This window comes from Ruegeria aquimaris (assembly GCF_025751555.1).
GTDB classification, from domain to species: domain Bacteria; phylum Pseudomonadota; class Alphaproteobacteria; order Rhodobacterales; family Rhodobacteraceae; genus Ruegeria_B; species Ruegeria_B aquimaris.
This window is the reverse complement of the sequence record NZ_JAOWLB010000004.1, coordinates 92,782-109,061: the sequence shown is the minus strand read 5'-3', so window position 1 is coordinate 109,061 and position 16,280 is coordinate 92,782. Positions and strand designations below refer to the sequence as shown.

The window sequence follows — 16,280 nt, the reverse complement described above, 5'->3', positions numbered from 1 at the left end:
GTGCACGTTGTTGTCACCGGAGCGAACCGGGGAATAGGAAAGTCCCTGGCTCAGCGTTATCGCGCACAAGACCACCGGGTAACCGGCACTGCGCGAGATGGAAGTTGCGAGATCTCACTCGATGTGACTGACCCGGCGCAGCAACGGAGTATGGCCGCCGCACTGGCCGGGCAGGATGTGGATTTGCTGATCTGCAATGCCGGTGTCTATCTGGACAAAGGGCAGACAATCGAAGGATATCCGGCCCAGATGTGGGCCGATACGTTTGCGGCGAATGTCACCGGCGTGTTCCTGACGATTCAGGCGCTGCTGCCGAATCTGCGCGCCTCGCAGGGCAAGATCGCGATCATCTCGTCACAGATGGCATCCCACACACGGGCGCCTGGCGGCAGCTATATCTATCGCGCCTCCAAGGCGGCGGCGCTGAATCTGGGCCGTAATCTGGCTGCGGATCTTGCGGGCGACGGGATTGCCGTCGGCGTCTATCACCCAGGTTGGGTGCAGACGGATATGGGCGGCGGGGCCGCCGATATCACGGCGGAGGCGGCCGCCGACGGGCTGGTTGCGCGGTTTGCTGCGCTTTCCACGGATACCAGCGGATGTTTCGAAACCTGGGACGGGCGGGCGCATCCTTACTGAGATGCGACTGCTGCAACCGGCAATTCAAAGACTTCGCCGGGCTCGATGAAGATCCGCATTGTACCGCCGATAGTTTCCGAACTGATGGATGAGGGTGAACTGCTCGACACCGGCTTGCCACCTTCGAAATAGATGTTGCGCACTTCGCCACCCGGCAGGATGACAGCCAGCGTTGCGGTACCGTCCTCCTTGCGGCGCAGTTCCGCCGGACAGTCGGACAGCACCAGACCGGCCGTTGCGCAAGGCACGGTTCCCAAAGCGTTCTGCCCGTCGGTTCCAGAGACGGTGGCGGCAAACACAGCCAGCGGAGAAACACAGAGGACAGCGGCGAGAAGGGGGGCGCGCATGGGTAATCCTTGATTTGGAGTTCAGTCATCCAACGCTGGCATTTGGACCACATTCTGTAAACCCCACCCGGTTGGGTGAGGCCCTGCGTCACATCGGTGCGTGCTGAATGTCCCCTTGCTCTTGCACCCCCCCTCGCATAAGAGGCTCGGGACCATTTCCAAGGCGCGGAGACTTTGCCCCCATGCCAACGCTCGTGATGAAATTCGGCGGCACATCGGTTGCCAATCTCGATCGTATCCGCCGCGCGGCCAAACGCGTCGGCGTCGAAGTCGCCAAGGGCTATGACGTGATCGTCATCGTTTCGGCCATGGCGGGCAAGACCAATGAGTTGGTGGGCTGGGTCAATGAGACCTCGCCCCTGTTTGACGCGCGTGAATACGACGCCGTCGTGTCTTCGGGCGAGAACGTGACCGCGGGGCTGATGGCCCTGACCCTGCAAGAAATGGATATCCCCGCCCGTAGTTGGCAGGGCTGGCAGGTGCCGCTGCTCACCAACAGCGCCCACAGTCAGGCCCGGATCGAGGATATCCCGCCGCACAATATCAACCAGAAGTTCGCCGAAGGCATGAAGGTCGCGGTGGTCGCCGGGTTCCAGGGTGTCAGCCCCGAGGGCCGGATCACAACGCTGGGCCGGGGTGGCTCGGACACAACGGCGGTGGCCTTTGCTGCGGCCTTTGGGGCCGAACGGTGCGACATCTATACCGACGTGGATGGCGTCTATACCACCGACCCGCGCATCTGTTCCAAGGCGCGCAAGCTTGAAAAGATCTCGTTCGAGGAAATGCTCGAACTGGCCTCGCTGGGGGCCAAGGTGCTGCAAACCCGTTCGGTCGAACTGGCCATGCGCTACAAGGTGAAACTGCGTGTCCTCTCCAGCTTTGAGGAACAAACGGACGAGGCGGGAACGCTGGTCGTCGATGAGGAGGAAATCATGGAATCCAATGTCGTTTCCGGTGTGGCCTATTCCCGCGACGAGGCCAAGATGACCGTTGTTTCGGTTCAGGACCGCCCGGGTGTCGCCGCCACCATCTTTACCGCGCTCAGCGATGGCGGGGTGAACGTGGACATGATCGTGCAGAACGTGTCCGAGGAGGGCATTACCGACATGACCTTCTCTTGCCCGACCGATCAGGTGGCGCGCGCCGAAAAGGCGATGAATGCCGTGCGCGATGCCGGTCATCTCGAATTCGAGTCGCTGATAGTCGACTATGACGTGTGCAAGGTCTCGGTTGTCGGTATCGGCATGCGCAGCCAGTCGGGCGTTGCGGCCAAGATGTTCAAGATCCTCTCGGATGAGGGGATCAACATCAAGGTCATCACAACTTCCGAGATCAAGATTTCCGTTCTGATCGACCGGAAATACATGGAACTTGCCGTTCAGGCGCTGCATGATGCGTTTGAACTGGACAAGGCGGCCTGATCCAATCCAAGCCGGGCGCGCCTGACCCTGTAACGGCAAGAGGGCCCATGGCGGACGGAACCGAAAGCGAATCCCGCAAGCTGCTGGGGCGGCTGCGAGAGGCGATGGCGACCGACGAGGCCGGACAGGCCCGTCTGGACCGCATTACGCATCTGATCGCCGACAGCATGGGAACCGAGGTCTGCTCGATCTACCTGTTCCGTGATGCCGAAACGCTGGAGTTATGTGCCACCGAAGGGCTGAAGCCTGAATCTGTGCACCAGACCCGCATGCGCCTGGGCGAAGGTCTGGTCGGTCGCGTCGCAAAGTCCGGCAAGGTGGTCAACACGCCTGATGCACCTTCGGCCAAAGGTTTCCGCTACATGCCGGAAACCGGGGAAGAGCGTTTTTCCTCATTTCTGGGCATCCCGGTTCAGCGGCTTGGCGAAAAGCTGGGGGTGCTGGTCGTACAATCCCGCGTTGCGAGGGAATTTTCCGCCGACGAGGTCTATGCCTTGGAAGTGGTCGCGATGGTTCTGGCCGAAATGGCCGAACTGGGTGCTTTTGTGGGAGAAGGCGCCGCTCTGTCGCCGCTCCACCAGAAATCCGCGATGTTCCGTGGCGGGACCGGCCAAGAAGGCGCCGCCGAAGGTCATGTCTGGCTGCATGAACCCCGCGTGGTTATCACCAACCCGATTGCCGACGATCCGCATCGCGAGTTGGAGCGGCTGAACGAGGCGATCGAAGAGTTGCGGGTCGGCGTCGACCGGATGCTGGAAATGTCGCAGCATGGCGATAAGGAGCAGCTGCAAGTCCTTGAAGCATATCGCATGTTTGCCAATTCCAAAGGCTGGATGCGGCGGATGGAAGAGGACATCGCCCGCGGTCTGAGCGCAGAGGCAGCGGTGGAAAAGGAACAGTCGCAGGCGCGCGCGCGAATGGAGCAGGTGCAGGATGCCTACCTTCGCGAACGGCTGGCGGATCTTGACGATCTGTCGAACCGTTTGCTGCGCATCCTGACCGGCCAGGGCAAACAGACAGGTGCCGATCTTCCCGCCGATCCGATCCTGGTTGCACGCAATATCGGTCCGGGCGACCTACTGGAGTATGGCCGCTCGCTCAAGGGGATCGTGCTCGAAGAGGGCTCGGTTGGCAGCCATGCTGCGATTGTCGCCCGTGCCTTGGCAATCCCGTTGGTCGTGCACGCGGAACGCATAACCACCGAGGCCCTGAACGGCGATCATATCATGGTCGATGGCGATCAGGGCATCGTGCACCTGCGGCCCGAAGACAGCGTTGTCACCGCCTTTCGCGACAAGATCGCGATGCAGGCCGATGCACAGGCGCGCTATGTGTCGATTCGGGAAACCCCTGCCGTCACGCTGGACGGGCACCGTGTCAATCTGGTCATGAATGCGGGCCTGATGGCCGATCTACCGTCGCTCGAAAGCTCGGGTGCCGAGGGGGTGGGGCTGTTCCGTACCGAGTTGCAGTTCCTGGTGCGCAACAAGATGCCGAAACGCTCGGAATTGGTGGCGCTGTATTCCCGGGTTTTGGATGCGGCCAAGGGCAAGCGCGTGGTGTTCCGCACGCTCGATATCGGGTCGGACAAGGTGCTTCCCTACATGAAACCCACCGACGAGCCGAACCCCGCGCTGGGCTGGCGCGCGATCCGGGTTGGTCTGGACAAACCGGGTGTCATGAGAATGCAGTTGCAGGCCCTGATCCGTGCCGCAGCTGGCCGTCCGTTGACGATCATGTTCCCGTTTGTCGCGCAGGCTGAAGAGTATCGTGCTGCCCGCGCCGAGGTGGACAAGACCGTCGAGCGAGAGCGAATTCTGGGTCACAAGTTGCCGGAATCGTTGGAAATCGGTGCGATGCTCGAGACCCCTTCGCTGGCCTTTGCTCCGCAAAAATTCTTTGACGAGGTTGGCTTTCTGTCCATCGGGGGCAACGATCTCAAGCAGTTCTTCTTTGCCGCGGACCGCGAAAACGAGCGTGTGCGTCGCCGCTATGATACGTTGAACTGTAGTTTCCTGACTTTCATCGAAAACATAGTTGAACGGTGCGAACAGTCCGGGACGCAGCTCAGCTTTTGTGGCGAAGACGCGGGTCGCCCGATCGAGGCGGTCTGTTTGGCGGCGATGGGAATCCGTACCCTGTCGATGCGCCCTGCTTCAATTGGGCCGGTCAAGAGCTTGTTATTGAGAACGAATTTGGAGCAACTCCGCCAGATCATTACCGAAGGACGTCACGAGGGTGTCCAGTCGGTGCGCCCTGCGGTAACGGAGTGGTTCCGTCAGCAGGGCTGATCGAACCCAAACCTTCTCGATGTAAAGTGATCAAGCGTGGGTTTTTCCCAGTTGACGAGGCCTTACAACCCACTCAAATTTTATCTTTTTATTTCAGCATATTGATGGCGGACTCTCATCTCATGTTGCAAATTGATCTGTCCCACTAACCTTGTGACACACCACGAATGTGGATAACTCCCTCTACGCCGACGAAGAAATATATTGTCAATATTTGACGAATTTGTAGGACAAATGACGAAAGAAGATAAATTATTATCGTTTTCTGATGTGCAAACAGAAGTATCCACATTTTCTCCACAGGTGAACACTGGATAAGTTCACCGTATCAATGTGCTTGTCTACCTTGTTCCGACGGCAATAAATGGGCCCAGTCTCGCGCAGCGACAACCAAGTGTCAAAGTTCTATGATTCTGCATTTTCTTACAATGGGATAGGCTTCACTTTTGCGGTTGAGACCCATGTGATTCGCAATCATTGACCTTTCTCATGCGCGTCGGGATTGAAGTTTCAGTTCGCTGACACGAAAGCGTAGCCTTCTGATTTAAAAGAATAATCGTTACGGCGCAAAGGACAGCGGTCCTGGGACACGTCTCTGGTCGCGATACTCGCGTTTTCGAGGGGTAGGTCGGTCTCAAGGGCGCGAGAGCGTTGTGTTGTTTTCCCGATGACTTGATATTCTTTGGCTATCGGGTAAAGAGGACGCGTCATTGTTATCGCTAACATCTGCTGGATGCGACGTGACTTTGGTGTGATCTGTCCAGGTACAAGCAAAGGATGAAAAGATGGTATCCCGCGTAATCCCCGTCGAACCATTCGATCTTGTCCTCTTTGGCGCCACCGGAGATCTGGCCCGCAGGAAGATTCTGCCAGGACTGTTTCACCGCTACGAAGTAGGCCAGGTCCCGCAAGACGCGCGGATCATTGGTAGCGCTCGTTCCGAGATGACCCCGGACGAGTTCAAGGCCGATGTCAGGGCCGCCATCGAGGAATTCACGCCCGAGACATCCGACCGGGCCGAGGTTCTGGGGCGGTTCCTTGGTTGTCTCGATTACGTATCGGTCGATGCGATGTCGGATGCGGGGTGGAGCGCGCTAAAGGGCCAACTCAGACCGGATGTCGTGCGCGCCTATTACCTGTCGGTCGCCCCGTCGCTTTTTGCCGGTATTGCCGGACAACTGGAAAAACACGGGATGGCGATGCCTGATGCGCGTATCGTGGTGGAAAAGCCGTTTGGCCGGAACCTCGAAACCGCGCGCGAACTGAACGCCAGTCTGCGAAAGTTCTTTCGAGAGCATCAGATTTACCGCATTGACCATTATCTGGGCAAGGAGACGGTGCAGAACCTGATGGCGCTCAGGTTTGCCAACTCGCTGTTCGAACCCCTTTGGAACGCCACCCATATTGACCATGTCCAGATTACCGTCGCCGAAAGCCTTGGGATCGAGGGGCGGGAAGCGTATTATGACCATTCAGGCGCCATGCGGGACATGGTGCAGAACCATCTGGTGCAGCTTCTCTGCCTGACCGCGATGGAGCCGCCCTCGAAGTTCACGCCCAACGCGGTGCGCGATGAAAAGGTCAAGGTGATCGAAGCGCTCGACCCCGTCGCGCCATCCGACATCGCGCGCGGGCAATACCGTGCAGATGAGGGCGAAGACGGATACCTTGATCATGTCGGCGACCCGCAAAGCCGCACGGAAAGCTTTATCGCCATGAAGGTCCGGATCGCCAACTGGCGCTGGGCCGGGGTTCCCTTTTACCTCAGAACCGGCAAGCGGCTGCGCGCGCGGGTCTCCGAGATCATGGTGCAGTTCCGTGACCCGCCGCACACGATCTTCCCCAATGTGGAACCGGTTCAAGGCAATAAGCTGATCATTCGGCTGCAACCCGACGAAGGGATCACCCTGCGGACCACGATCAAGGACCCGGGTCCGGGTGGCTTTCGTCTGGCCGAGGTGCCGCTTGATATGAGCTTTGCCGAGGCGCTGGGCGCCGATTCCCGGCCCCAGGACGCTTATGAGCGGCTGGTGATGGATGTGATCCGGGGCGACCAGACGCTGTTCATGCGCGGCGACGAGGTTGAGGCGGCCTGGGCGTGGGCCGATCCCATTATCGAAGGGTGGGAGCGGACCAGAGACAAACCCTTCCCCTATGATCAGGGCAGTTCCGGCCCCGAGGAGGCGCTCATGCTGATGCATCGCGACGGGCGCCGGTGGCGCCAGATAGGAGGTTGAGCATGGTTCAATCGGTCATCAAACGCGTCACCGACAGGATCGCGGAACGCAGTTCCGCCCCGCGCTCCGCCTATCTTGACCGGATGGATGTGGCGCGGGCCAATGGGCCCGCGCGCGCGCATCTGAGCTGCTCGGGTCAGGCGCATGCCTATGCCGGGGCCGGAGAGGATCAGCAGAAACTGGCCAGTGGCAGCGCTGGCAACCTCGGGATCGTCACCAGTTACAACGACATGCTGTCGGCACATCAGCCGTTCGAGCGTTATCCGGACCTGATCCGCCGCACGGCCCGGGCAGCGGGCGGAACGGCGCAGGTGGCGGGCGGCGTGCCGGCCATGTGCGATGGCGTGACCCAGGGCGCGCCGGGAATGGAACTGTCGCTGTTCTCCCGCGACGTGATCGCTTTGGCTGCCGGTGTGGCGCTCAGCCACAACACTTTCGATGCGGCGGTGTTTCTGGGCGTGTGTGACAAGATCGTGCCGGGCCTGGTGATCGCGGCGCAGACCTTCGGGCACCTGCCTGCCGTCTTTATTCCAGCCGGGCCAATGACCAGCGGCATGCCCAACGATGAAAAGGCCAAGGTGCGCCAGCAATTCGCGGCGGGCGAGTGCGACCGGGCCGAACTGATGGCGGCTGAGATGGCGGCCTATCATGGGCCGGGAACCTGCACATTCTACGGTACCGCCAACACTAATCAGATGCTGATGGAGTTCATGGGGCTGCACCTGCCGGGGGCCAGCTTTGTGCCGCCGAATACCAGTCTGCGCGATGCCCTCACCGAGGAGGCCGCGCGCCGCGCGCTTGCGCTCAGCGCTTTGGGCGACAGCTATACCCCGGTCGCGCAGATCCTGGACGAGCGTGCCTATGTCAACGGTATCGTCGGGCTGATGGCGACGGGCGGATCGACCAATCTGCTCATCCATCTTGTTGCGATGGCGCGGGCAGGGGGCATCCTGCTGGACTGGGCCGACTTTGCCGAGATTTCATCGGTCGTGCCGCTGGTCGCGCGGGTCTATCCCAACGGTCTGGCGGATGTGAATCATTTCCATGCCGCAGGCGGTCTGGGATACACCATCCATACCCTGCTGGAGGCGGGCCTGCTGCACCCCGACACGCAGACGGTCGCAGGGCAGGGGCTGGAGCGCTATACGCAGGAGCCAAAGCTGACCGATGCCGGGCTGACATGGCAGGTGGGCCCGGGCCACAGTCTCAACGAAAAGATCCTGCGCCCTGCCTCGGACCCGTTCCAGCAGACCGGCGGCCTGTCGCGACTGACAGGCTCACTTGGGACGGCGGTGATGAAGGTTTCGGCTGTCGCCCCGGAACACCGGGTCGTCGAGGCGCCCGCGCGGGTTTTCCACGATCAGGAAGAGGTCAAATCCGCCTTCAAGGCCGGGGAACTCACCGGTGACATGGTTGTGGTGGTCCGGTTTCAGGGACCAAAGGCAAACGGCATGCCCGAACTGCATTCGCTGACCCCGATCCTGTCGATCCTGCAAGGGCGCGGGCAAAAGGTGGCCCTTGTCACCGATGGCCGAATGTCTGGTGCCTCGGGCAAGGTTCCGTCCGCCATCCATGTCGTGCCCGAGGCGCTGGACGGTGGCCCGATTGCGCAATTGCGGGATGGCGATATCGTGCGGGTCGATGCCGTGGCAGGCGTTCTCGACATCCTGACAGAAAGCGCGCTGAATCGCGCGCCCGTCTTGGCAGACCTGTCGGGCAATCAATTCGGCACCGGGCGCGAGCTGTTCTCGGCTTTCCGCGCGGCTGTCGGATCCGCTGACACCGGCGCCAGCATCTTTGGAGGGTAGGGCGATGAAATCCATCGAAACGCGGGCTATCTGCGAACTGGCCCCGATCGTGCCCGTTCTGGTGATCGAGGACGCGGCGCAGGCGCGGCCACTGGCCGAGGCGCTTGTCGCGGGCGGGCTGCCCGCGCTCGAAGTGACTCTGCGCACACCCGCCGCGCTCGACGCGATCCGGCGCATGGCCGAAGTGCCGGGCGGCGTGGTCGGCGCTGGCACTCTGGTCACACCCGAAGACGTCCGCGCCGCCAAGGCCGCCGGTGCCCGGTTCGGCGTGTCGCCGGGGGCAACTGACCGGTTGATCGCCGCGTGCGAGGCGGAGGGTCTGCCGCTCCTGCCCGGCGCCGCCACCGCCAGCGAGGCGATGCGTCTGTTGGAGATGGGCTATGACATGCTCAAGTTCTTCCCGGCCGAGGCATCGGGCGGCGCGCCCGCGCTCAAGGCCATTGGCGCCCCTCTGCCGCAGATCTCTTTTTGCCCGACCGGTGGTGTGTCACCCGACAACGCGGAAGCCTATCTGAGCCTGCCCAACGTGGTCTGCGCAGGCGGCAGTTGGGTCGCGCCGCGCGACATGGTGCATTCGGGCGACTGGGCTGGGATCGAGGCACTCGCCCGCGCCGCCTCGCGACTGCGACGGGGATAGGGGAGGCAGAGCCCTTACGTTTCGGAGATTTGTTTCAGTACGGTGGCAACAATTGCTTCGGGGCAATCCTCTTGCATCAGATGGCCCGCGTTTGGAACCAGGGTGCAGGCGCGCGCTGAAATCAACGCTGCCAGCTCTCTGCCTTTGTCATGGGGGATCCAGGCGTCCCGCTCTCCCCAAAGCACCGTGACCGGACAATCCATCCGGCAATACAGGCGCTGAACCTCGTCGGTATGTGTCTGATCCATCTGCGCGATCTGACGATAGAAAGCCGCTTGCCCGACAGGACCTGTCCAGGGACCCGTGTAGATCTGCATCGCCTCCTCGGAAAGCGGGCGGTGCGCGGCGGTCTGCAAATACGCGCGCAGCAACGCCATGTGCATGTAATCCGGCATCCCGGAAAACGCGGCCTCGTGCTGGCGGACATGCTGGACAAACGGCGAACCCCAGGTGGCCAGCGCAACGGCATCGAAGATCGTCAAGGAGTCGTAACGAAGGCCGTCGAGAAAGTAAGCGCGTAAGGAGGTTGCGCCACCAAAATCATGGGCCAGAACATCGGGGCGCTCCAGACCCCATTCCCGGAACAACGCGGCCAGAATTCTGTTCTGAACCGCAAGCGATACATCTTGACCATCGCGCATTTCGGATTGGCCGTATCCGGCAAGATCGAAAAAATAGACCGTTCTGCGGTCCGCGAGATACGGCACGATCTTGCGCCAGACCTGCGAAGAAAACGGTGTCCCGTGGATGGCCACCAGAGCGGGGCCGGTACCGGTTTTTCCCCAGCGGACGATGGTGCCTTCGATGATCGAGGAATGCAACAGGTCCAACATGGCGCGACTCACATTTACATTTAGCTAAATAACTATATGATGGGCAAACATGAACAGGCCAAATCAAATCAAGGCTATGGCAAGCGCGCCTCGACTGAGGGTGCTACGGCTACTGGCGGAACCGCAGCGACATTTTGGGGAACAGTTGTCGGCGGACCCGGCAGAGTTCGGGGTTTGCATGACGCTGATCGCAAAGGCGCTTGGTGTCGCGCAACCCACGGCCAGCAGGCATCTGGAGATTTTGAAACAGGCAGGGTTCATAACGGTGCAGAGGCATCTGAAGTGGTCCTACTGCAAGCGCGACGAAGCCGCGATCGGGGAGTATCTGAACTGGCTCGGCGCCGAACTGGCCCAGAGACCGGAGGTGAAACAGGGGCGGTAAGCGGGCAGGAGATCAGCCGAACACCCGCGACATCAGCCGTTTGTACCAACCGCCCGAGGTGTCCATGTCGCTGGCATGCGTGCGCTGGGCGGCTGCGCCTACCGGATCCACCAACTCCTTGCCGCCTTCGAATTGCAGACGGTAGAGGTCGGCATAGATGCCACCGCGAGACAGAAGCTCCTCATGGCTGCCTTGGTCCACGACTTCGCCGCGTTCCATCACCACGATCTTGTCGGCGTTGCGGATCGTGGACAGGCGGTGCGCAATGACCAGCGTCGTGCGCCCGCCCGACAGTTGGTCCAGCGCCGCTTGAACGACTTTTTCCGATTGCGCATCAAGCGCCGAGGTCGCCTCGTCCAACAGCAAAACGGGCGTATCGCGCAGCAGCGCGCGGGCAATTACTACCCGTTGCCGCTGACCACCCGACAGGGCGGACCCACGTGGGCCGACCAGCGTATCCAGCCCCTTTTCCAGCTTGGGCAGGAAATCCGACACATGGGCGGCATCCAGCACCTGTTTCAGCCGCGCCTCGCTGACATCGGTGCGACCCAGCAGGATGTTTTCCCGCAGGGTCTCGTCAAACAGCAGTGCCTCTTGCGTGACCACAGAGAAGAGGTCGCGCAATTTCTCCAGTGACATCTCACCGACCGGCACGTCTCCTACCGTGACCACGCCCGATTGCGGATCCACCAGGCGCGTCAGCAGGTTGAAAATGGTGGACTTGCCCGCGCCCGAGGCGCCGACCAAAGCGGTGGTCTTGCCCGGCTCGGCCGTAAGGGTCAGCTTGCGCAGAACCTGCGCGTCGCCATAAGAGAGCGAAACATCCTTGAGCGCGATCCCTGGCAGGCCCGAAGGGGCCGCAACCGGCTTGGGCGGCGATAACAGCAGGATCGGCGCGTCGAGCAGGTCCTTGATCCGCTCCAGCGCCGCTGCCGCCGCCTGCCAGGTGCCCGAGATCGAGGCCAGCCGCCGCATCGGGTCAAAGCTGAGGCCGATGGCGGTGAAAAAGCTCATGAACTGGCCAACGCTCTTTTCACCCGCGATAATCTCGGCCCCGCCATAGAGCAGGACGCCCATGAAGCCCAAACCCGCCATCACATCCACCAGCCCGGTGATCGAGGCGGTGCCGAACGAGGCGCGCACTTCGGACCGGACATATGTGTTCATGTGTCCGCCGAAACGGCCGATCTGGTAATCCTCCAGCCCGTTCAGCTTGATCGGTACGATGCCGTGAAAAATCTCGTCCAGCCGGGTGGCGAGCGTCGCGCCCTGATCACGGGCCATTGCGGCCTTTTTGCGAACATAGCGTTGTGCCGCCGCAATGGGCATGAAGGCGATCGGCACGCCCACCAGCATCACCAATGTCCAGACCAGATCGACGTTCACCGCTACACCCAACAGCACAACGAGCGACACCAGATCCTTGCCCGCGCCGGTGATGATCACCTGCCAGACCTGGTTGACCGATCCCACATCCACCTGCACCCGCTGGATCAGGAACCCGGGCGGATGGGTCTGGTGAAAGGCGGTGTCCTGCCGGATCAGTCGCCGGAGCAAGTCCATCCGCAGATGCGCGGCGGTTTCCTGCGATATCCGCGCCAGCAGCACCTTTTGCCCGACGCTGGCCATGCCGCGCACCGAAAAGATCACCAGAAAGGCGAGGCTGACCCAGACCAGTGCATCCGCGTTGCCGTTGACAAAGATCTCGTCGAACATCGGCTGCATCATGTAGCTGATCGCGCCCACCATCGAACCTTCGAGCAGCATGAACAGCAGCGCGATGCCGAGCAGGCCCATCCGGCTCTTGAGGTAGTTTCGCCACAGCCAGCCCACCAGCTCGCGCGAGGACATCGGTTTTGCGCTCATGGTCGGGCCTTTGGTCGGGGGAGGGGGGACAGATCGCGTGTCATGGTCGGCCCATTTAAGCAGGAGACCGCCGTGGCGCAAGCATTGCGCCGCTTGACCCGGCGGCGCATCCGGGCAGGGTGTTGTCCAAAGATGTTGATCCGGGAAAGGATTCAGGATGGCGGACACAGGGTTTCAACCGGTTTCGGGGTTCGATCTGCCCCGGTTCGCGGGCATCGCCAGCTTCATGCGCTTGCCGATGATTGGCCTGGATGACCCGCGCCTGCCACAGGTCGACATCGGCTTGATCGGCCTGCCCTGGGATGCCGGAACCACCAACCGCCCCGGCCCGCGCCACGGACCACGGCAGGTGCGTGACATGTCCACCATGATCCGCGCGCAACACGGGGTCAGCGGGGTGCGCCCGTTCGAGGCGGTGAATTGTGCTGATTTGGGCGACGTGCCGCCCAATCCGGCCGACCTGTCGGATGCGATGGACCGGATTACCAAGGCGGTGACGCACGTGCACAAGGCCGGTATCCTGCCTGTCTGTGTCGGCGGTGACCACCTGTGCACCCTGCCGGTGCTGCGGGCATTGGCTGCTGATGCGCCCCTGGGACTGATCCATTTCGACAGCCATACCGACCTCTTTCATTCCTATTTCGGCGGCTCGATGTACACCCATGGCACCCCCTTCCGCCGCGCTGTCGAAGAGGGGCTGCTGGACCCGGCCCGGATGATCCAGATCGGCATTCGCGGTACCGCCTACGATTCGGAAGACAGAGAGTTTGCCGCCGCGCTAGGCATACGAATCGTCACCATCGAGGAGCTATTCGACCGTGGTCTCAAGGATGTGATGGCCGAGGCGCGGCGGATCGCCGGCATCGGTCCGACCTATGTCAGTTATGATATCGATTTCGTCGACCCGGCCTATGCCCCCGGGACCGGCACGCCAGAGGTCGGCGGGCCAAACGCCTTTCAGGCTTTGCAGGTTGTGCGGGAACTGGCGGGTGTGAACATCGCGGGTGCCGATCTGGTCGAGGTGTCGCCGCCCTTTGACAGCAGCGGCGGTACCGCCTTTCTGGCGGCGTCGATCCTGTTCGAGATGCTCTGCGTCATCGCCCCGGCGCTGGCCGCGTCGCGCCGGGTGGATTGACGCCGCGCAACCGCTGGCTAGGGTGTGCCCAACACAGACAAGAGGCATGGACATGACCGGCAATATCTCCCTGGCGCAGGGGCGCGAGTATCTGGCGATTCCGGGGCCGTCGGTAATGCCCGAAGAGGTGCTGCGCGCCATGCACCGACCCGCGCCCAACATCTATGCCGGTGCGCTGATTGACATGATGCCCGGGCTGACGGCCGACCTGCGTAGCATGGCCCGGACGAAACACAATGTTGCAATCTACATCGCCAACGGCCATGGCGCGTGGGAGGCGGCACTGGCCAACACCATCGCCCCAGGAGAAACGGTGCTTGTGCCCGCGTCAGGCCGCTTCTCGCATGGTTGGGCCGAAATGGCGCGAGGACTCGGGGCAGAGACCCGGATCATCGACTTCGGCAAATCCGCCCCTTGGGACATGGGCCGCATCGCCGAGGCGCTGCGCGCTGATACTGCGCACAAGATCAAGGCAGTGCTGGCGGTGCATGTGGATACATCCAGCTCGATCCGCAACGATGTGCCCGGGTTGCGCAAGCTGCTCGACGAATTGGAGCACCCGGCGCTGTTGATGGCCGATTGCATCGCCTCTTTCGGCTGCGATGTGTTCGAGATGGACGCCTGGGGCGTCGATGTCATGGTCACCGCCTGCCAAAAGGGGCTGATGGTGCCGCCCGGCGTCGGTTTTGTCTACTTCAATGACAAGGCGGCGGCCAAACGGGCCACCATGCCGCGCGTGTCCTGGTATTGGGACTGGGTGCCGCGCGGCAATCCGGATGAGTTCTTTCAGTATTTCGGGGGCACCGCGCCCACGCATCACCTCTATGGCCTGCGCGCGGCGCTTGACCTGATCCATGGCGAGGGCATCGAACATGTTTGGGCGCGCCACGCCAAGCTGGCCCGCGCCATCTGGGCCGCCTGCGAGATCTGGGCCGAGGGTGGCGATCTGGTTCTGAACGTGGCCGATCCTGCGTTCCGCAGCCATGCGGTGACGGCGCTCCGGCTTGACAGCGGCAAGGGCACTGCCCTGCGCCAGTGGACCGAGCAGACCCTTGGTCTGACACTGGGGATCGGCCTCGGCATGGCCGCGCCCGGTGATCCGGCGCGCGACAAGTTCTTCCGCCTTGGCCATATGGGTCACCTGAACGGCCAGATGGTCATGGGATTGCTCGGGAGTATCCAGGCGGGGTTGACGGCACTCAATGTGCCCCATGGCAAGGGTGCGCTCGAAGCGGCGGCAGGCGTGATCGCGTCCTGAGCTATCGCACCCGCTTTGCCAGCCGGGTAATGCCGTGGTTCAGGGCCATGGCCAGCAAGAGCGACGCGGGCATACCCCATATGGCCCAGATCAGGACGAAAACCCATGTCAGGTTCACGCCCAGCATGATCAGTGCCGCATTGGTGTAATCGGGCGCCCGCCCGATGCGATGGTCGTCCATACACCGAAGTTTAGGGGCTTTCCCGTAAATGTCAGGTAAAACCTTGGCGATCAACCGCGCGCGATCTCCAGCGCGCGGGGCAGGGCGACGGCAAAGGCATCCAGTTCGGCAGCGGGGCCGCAGCTGACGCGAATGCAGCGGTTTTGCGGCGCGGCGAAAGGCATCCGTACAAAAATGCCAAGCGAGACCAGCGCATCGAGAACAGCCTTTGCAAACACACCGTCACTACCGCAGTCAATCGCCACGAAATTGGTGGCCGATGGCAGCGGTGTCAGCCCGTTTTCTTGTGCGATCCCAGCAATCCGGTTACGGGCGGTGGCGATCTCGGTCTGTACATGCGCCAGCCAATCGCCATCGGCCAGTGCTGCCAGCGCCCCGGCCTGCGCCGCGCGGTTCATGCCAAAATGGTTGCGCACCTTGTTGAAGGCGGCGATCAGCTCGGGCGCGCCAATGGCATAGCCGACCCGCGCGCCCGCCATGCCATACACTTTGGAGAAGGTGCGCATCCGCACGAGGCGCGGATCGTCAGCATCCACCGGCGCGGCGGTGCCTTCGGGGGCGCATTCCACATAGGCCTCGTCCAGCACCAAGAGCGTGTCTTCGGGCAGCGCCCGCATCGCGGCGACGATATCGGCCCCCTTGTGCCAGCTGCCCATCGGGTTGTCCGGGTTGGCGAGGTAGACCAGCTTGGCCCCGACCTCACCCGCCTTGGCAAAGAGCGCCCTCGGGTCCTCGTGATCGCCCGCGTATGGCACCTTGTGAAGTTCACCGCCAAAGCCCGCGACGTGATAGTTGAAGGTAGGATAAGCACCCTCGGAGGTGACGACCGGATCGCCCGGTCCCACCATCAGGCGAACGAGATATCCCAACAGCCCGTCGATCCCTTCGCCCAACATGATGTTGTCGGGGCGCACCCCGTGATGCGCGGCCAACGCCTGACGCAGGTCATGGTTTTCCGGGTCGCCATACATCCAGACCTCAGCCGCCGCCTGTTGCATTGCTGCAATCGCACGTGGCGAGGGGCCATAGATGCTTTCATTGGCACCCAGCCGGGCGGCAAAGGGTGCGCCGCGCTGGCGCTCCTGTGTCTCGGGGCCGACAAAGGGCACGGTGGCGGGCAGCGATTGGGCAAGCGGGGTGTATCGAGGTCCGGTCATGCGCGCCACATAAGCGCAAGCCGCGGTGCCGGGCAAGACTTGCCTTTGCTGGTCCCGCCTCGCATGGTGCGCCTAAGTGCAAAGAGGT

14 protein-coding genes are annotated in these 16,280 nt (G+C 62.0%); 9 read left to right on the top strand and 5 right to left on the bottom strand.

Annotation, left to right across the window (positions count from 1 at the left end; all coding sequences use genetic code 11):
* Positions 1-639 (top strand): SDR family NAD(P)-dependent oxidoreductase, encoded by a 639-nt coding sequence (locus tag OE747_RS07715; protein WP_263828021.1) that lies wholly within the window; start codon positions 1-3, stop codon positions 637-639.
* Here the strand turns inward: OE747_RS07715 and OE747_RS07710 are convergent.
* Positions 633-986 carry a hypothetical protein gene (locus OE747_RS07710; RefSeq protein WP_263828020.1) on the bottom strand — a complete coding sequence of 118 codons (354 nt, stop codon included), beginning with the start codon at positions 984-986 and terminating at the stop codon, positions 633-635. The two genes, OE747_RS07715 and OE747_RS07710, sit on opposite strands and share 7 nt — an antisense overlap.
* 182 nt (positions 987-1,168) lie before the next feature.
* Here OE747_RS07710 and OE747_RS07705 point away from each other — a divergent pair, with 182 nt between their 5' ends.
* The 5 genes from OE747_RS07705 to eda all read left to right on the top strand — a co-directional run bounded on the left by OE747_RS07705 (position 1,169) and on the right by eda (position 9,380).
* A complete protein-coding gene (locus OE747_RS07705; protein WP_263828019.1) occupies positions 1,169-2,407 on the top strand; it encodes an aspartate kinase in 1,239 nt (412 codons plus the stop codon).
* 47 nt (positions 2,408-2,454) lie between these two features.
* Positions 2,455-4,698: a phosphoenolpyruvate--protein phosphotransferase gene (ptsP, locus tag OE747_RS07700; protein WP_263828018.1), complete on the top strand. Its 2,244-nt coding sequence runs from the start codon at positions 2,455-2,457 to the stop codon at positions 4,696-4,698.
* Between the two features lie 785 nt (positions 4,699-5,483).
* Positions 5,484-6,935, top strand: coding sequence for a glucose-6-phosphate dehydrogenase (zwf, locus tag OE747_RS07695; RefSeq protein WP_263828017.1), 1,452 nt, complete (start codon positions 5,484-5,486; stop codon positions 6,933-6,935).
* A 2-nt stretch (positions 6,936-6,937) separates the two neighbouring features.
* Positions 6,938-8,743 carry a phosphogluconate dehydratase gene (gene edd / locus OE747_RS07690; protein WP_263828016.1) on the top strand — a complete coding sequence of 602 codons (1,806 nt, stop codon included), beginning with the start codon at positions 6,938-6,940 and terminating at the stop codon, positions 8,741-8,743.
* A 4-nt stretch (positions 8,744-8,747) separates the two neighbouring features.
* The gene (gene eda / locus OE747_RS07685; protein WP_263828015.1) at positions 8,748-9,380 is read left to right on the top strand and encodes a bifunctional 4-hydroxy-2-oxoglutarate aldolase/2-dehydro-3-deoxy-phosphogluconate aldolase; all 633 of its coding nucleotides are present in this window, start codon (positions 8,748-8,750) and stop codon (positions 9,378-9,380) included.
* 14 nt (positions 9,381-9,394) lie between these two features.
* Here the strand turns inward: eda and OE747_RS07680 are convergent, their stop codons facing one another.
* On the bottom strand, positions 9,395-10,213 hold the full coding sequence (locus tag OE747_RS07680; RefSeq protein WP_263828014.1) for an alpha/beta fold hydrolase: 819 nt from the start codon (positions 10,211-10,213) through the stop codon (positions 9,395-9,397).
* A 178-nt stretch (positions 10,214-10,391) separates the two neighbouring features.
* On the opposite strand from OE747_RS07680, the gene OE747_RS24660 reads away from it, so the two are divergent.
* The gene (locus OE747_RS24660) at positions 10,392-10,595 is read left to right on the top strand and encodes an ArsR/SmtB family transcription factor (protein ID WP_404818302.1); all 204 of its coding nucleotides are present in this window, start codon (positions 10,392-10,394) and stop codon (positions 10,593-10,595) included.
* A 12-nt stretch (positions 10,596-10,607) separates the two neighbouring features.
* On the opposite strand, the gene OE747_RS07670 is transcribed toward OE747_RS24660, so the two are convergent.
* Positions 10,608-12,461 carry an ABC transporter ATP-binding protein gene (locus OE747_RS07670; protein ID WP_263828012.1) on the bottom strand — a complete coding sequence of 618 codons (1,854 nt, stop codon included), beginning with the start codon at positions 12,459-12,461 and terminating at the stop codon, positions 10,608-10,610.
* A 157-nt stretch (positions 12,462-12,618) separates the two neighbouring features.
* On the opposite strand from OE747_RS07670, the gene speB reads away from it, so the two are divergent.
* Both speB and OE747_RS07660 read left to right on the top strand, forming a co-directional pair.
* The gene (gene speB, locus OE747_RS07665) at positions 12,619-13,596 is read left to right on the top strand and encodes an agmatinase (protein ID WP_263828011.1); all 978 of its coding nucleotides are present in this window, start codon (positions 12,619-12,621) and stop codon (positions 13,594-13,596) included.
* A 52-nt stretch (positions 13,597-13,648) separates the two neighbouring features.
* Positions 13,649-14,854 carry a pyridoxal-phosphate-dependent aminotransferase family protein gene (locus OE747_RS07660; RefSeq protein WP_263828010.1) on the top strand — a complete coding sequence of 402 codons (1,206 nt, stop codon included), beginning with the start codon at positions 13,649-13,651 and terminating at the stop codon, positions 14,852-14,854.
* 1 nt (position 14,855) lies between these two features.
* On the opposite strand, the gene OE747_RS07655 is transcribed toward OE747_RS07660, so the two are convergent.
* A complete protein-coding gene (locus tag OE747_RS07655; RefSeq protein WP_263828009.1) occupies positions 14,856-15,035 on the bottom strand; it encodes a hypothetical protein in 180 nt (59 codons plus the stop codon).
* A gap of 50 nt (positions 15,036-15,085) precedes the next feature.
* Positions 15,086-16,192, bottom strand: coding sequence for a pyridoxal phosphate-dependent aminotransferase (locus OE747_RS07650; RefSeq protein ID WP_263828008.1), 1,107 nt, complete (start codon positions 16,190-16,192; stop codon positions 15,086-15,088).
* Positions 16,193-16,280 lie beyond the last annotated feature (88 nt).

Coding starts and splice junctions, on each gene's coding strand:
- OE747_RS07680 (WP_263828014.1), bottom strand. CDS start 10,213: ATGTTGGACCTGTTGCATTCCTCGATCATCGAAGGCACCATCGTCCGC.
- speB (WP_263828011.1), top strand. CDS start 12,619: ATGGCGGACACAGGGTTTCAACCGGTTTCGGGGTTCGATCTGCCCCGG.
- eda (WP_263828015.1), top strand. CDS start 8,748: ATGAAATCCATCGAAACGCGGGCTATCTGCGAACTGGCCCCGATCGTG.
- OE747_RS07710 (WP_263828020.1), bottom strand. CDS start 986: ATGCGCGCCCCCCTTCTCGCCGCTGTCCTCTGTGTTTCTCCGCTGGCT.
- ptsP (WP_263828018.1), top strand. CDS start 2,455: ATGGCGGACGGAACCGAAAGCGAATCCCGCAAGCTGCTGGGGCGGCTG.
- OE747_RS07670 (WP_263828012.1), bottom strand. CDS start 12,461: ATGAGCGCAAAACCGATGTCCTCGCGCGAGCTGGTGGGCTGGCTGTGG.
- OE747_RS07660 (WP_263828010.1), top strand. CDS start 13,649: ATGACCGGCAATATCTCCCTGGCGCAGGGGCGCGAGTATCTGGCGATT.
- zwf (WP_263828017.1), top strand. CDS start 5,484: ATGGTATCCCGCGTAATCCCCGTCGAACCATTCGATCTTGTCCTCTTT.
- OE747_RS07655 (WP_263828009.1), bottom strand. CDS start 15,035: ATGGACGACCATCGCATCGGGCGGGCGCCCGATTACACCAATGCGGCA.
- OE747_RS24660 (WP_404818302.1), top strand. CDS start 10,392: ATGACGCTGATCGCAAAGGCGCTTGGTGTCGCGCAACCCACGGCCAGC.
- OE747_RS07650 (WP_263828008.1), bottom strand. CDS start 16,192: ATGACCGGACCTCGATACACCCCGCTTGCCCAATCGCTGCCCGCCACC.
- edd (WP_263828016.1), top strand. CDS start 6,938: ATGGTTCAATCGGTCATCAAACGCGTCACCGACAGGATCGCGGAACGC.
- OE747_RS07705 (WP_263828019.1), top strand. CDS start 1,169: ATGCCAACGCTCGTGATGAAATTCGGCGGCACATCGGTTGCCAATCTC.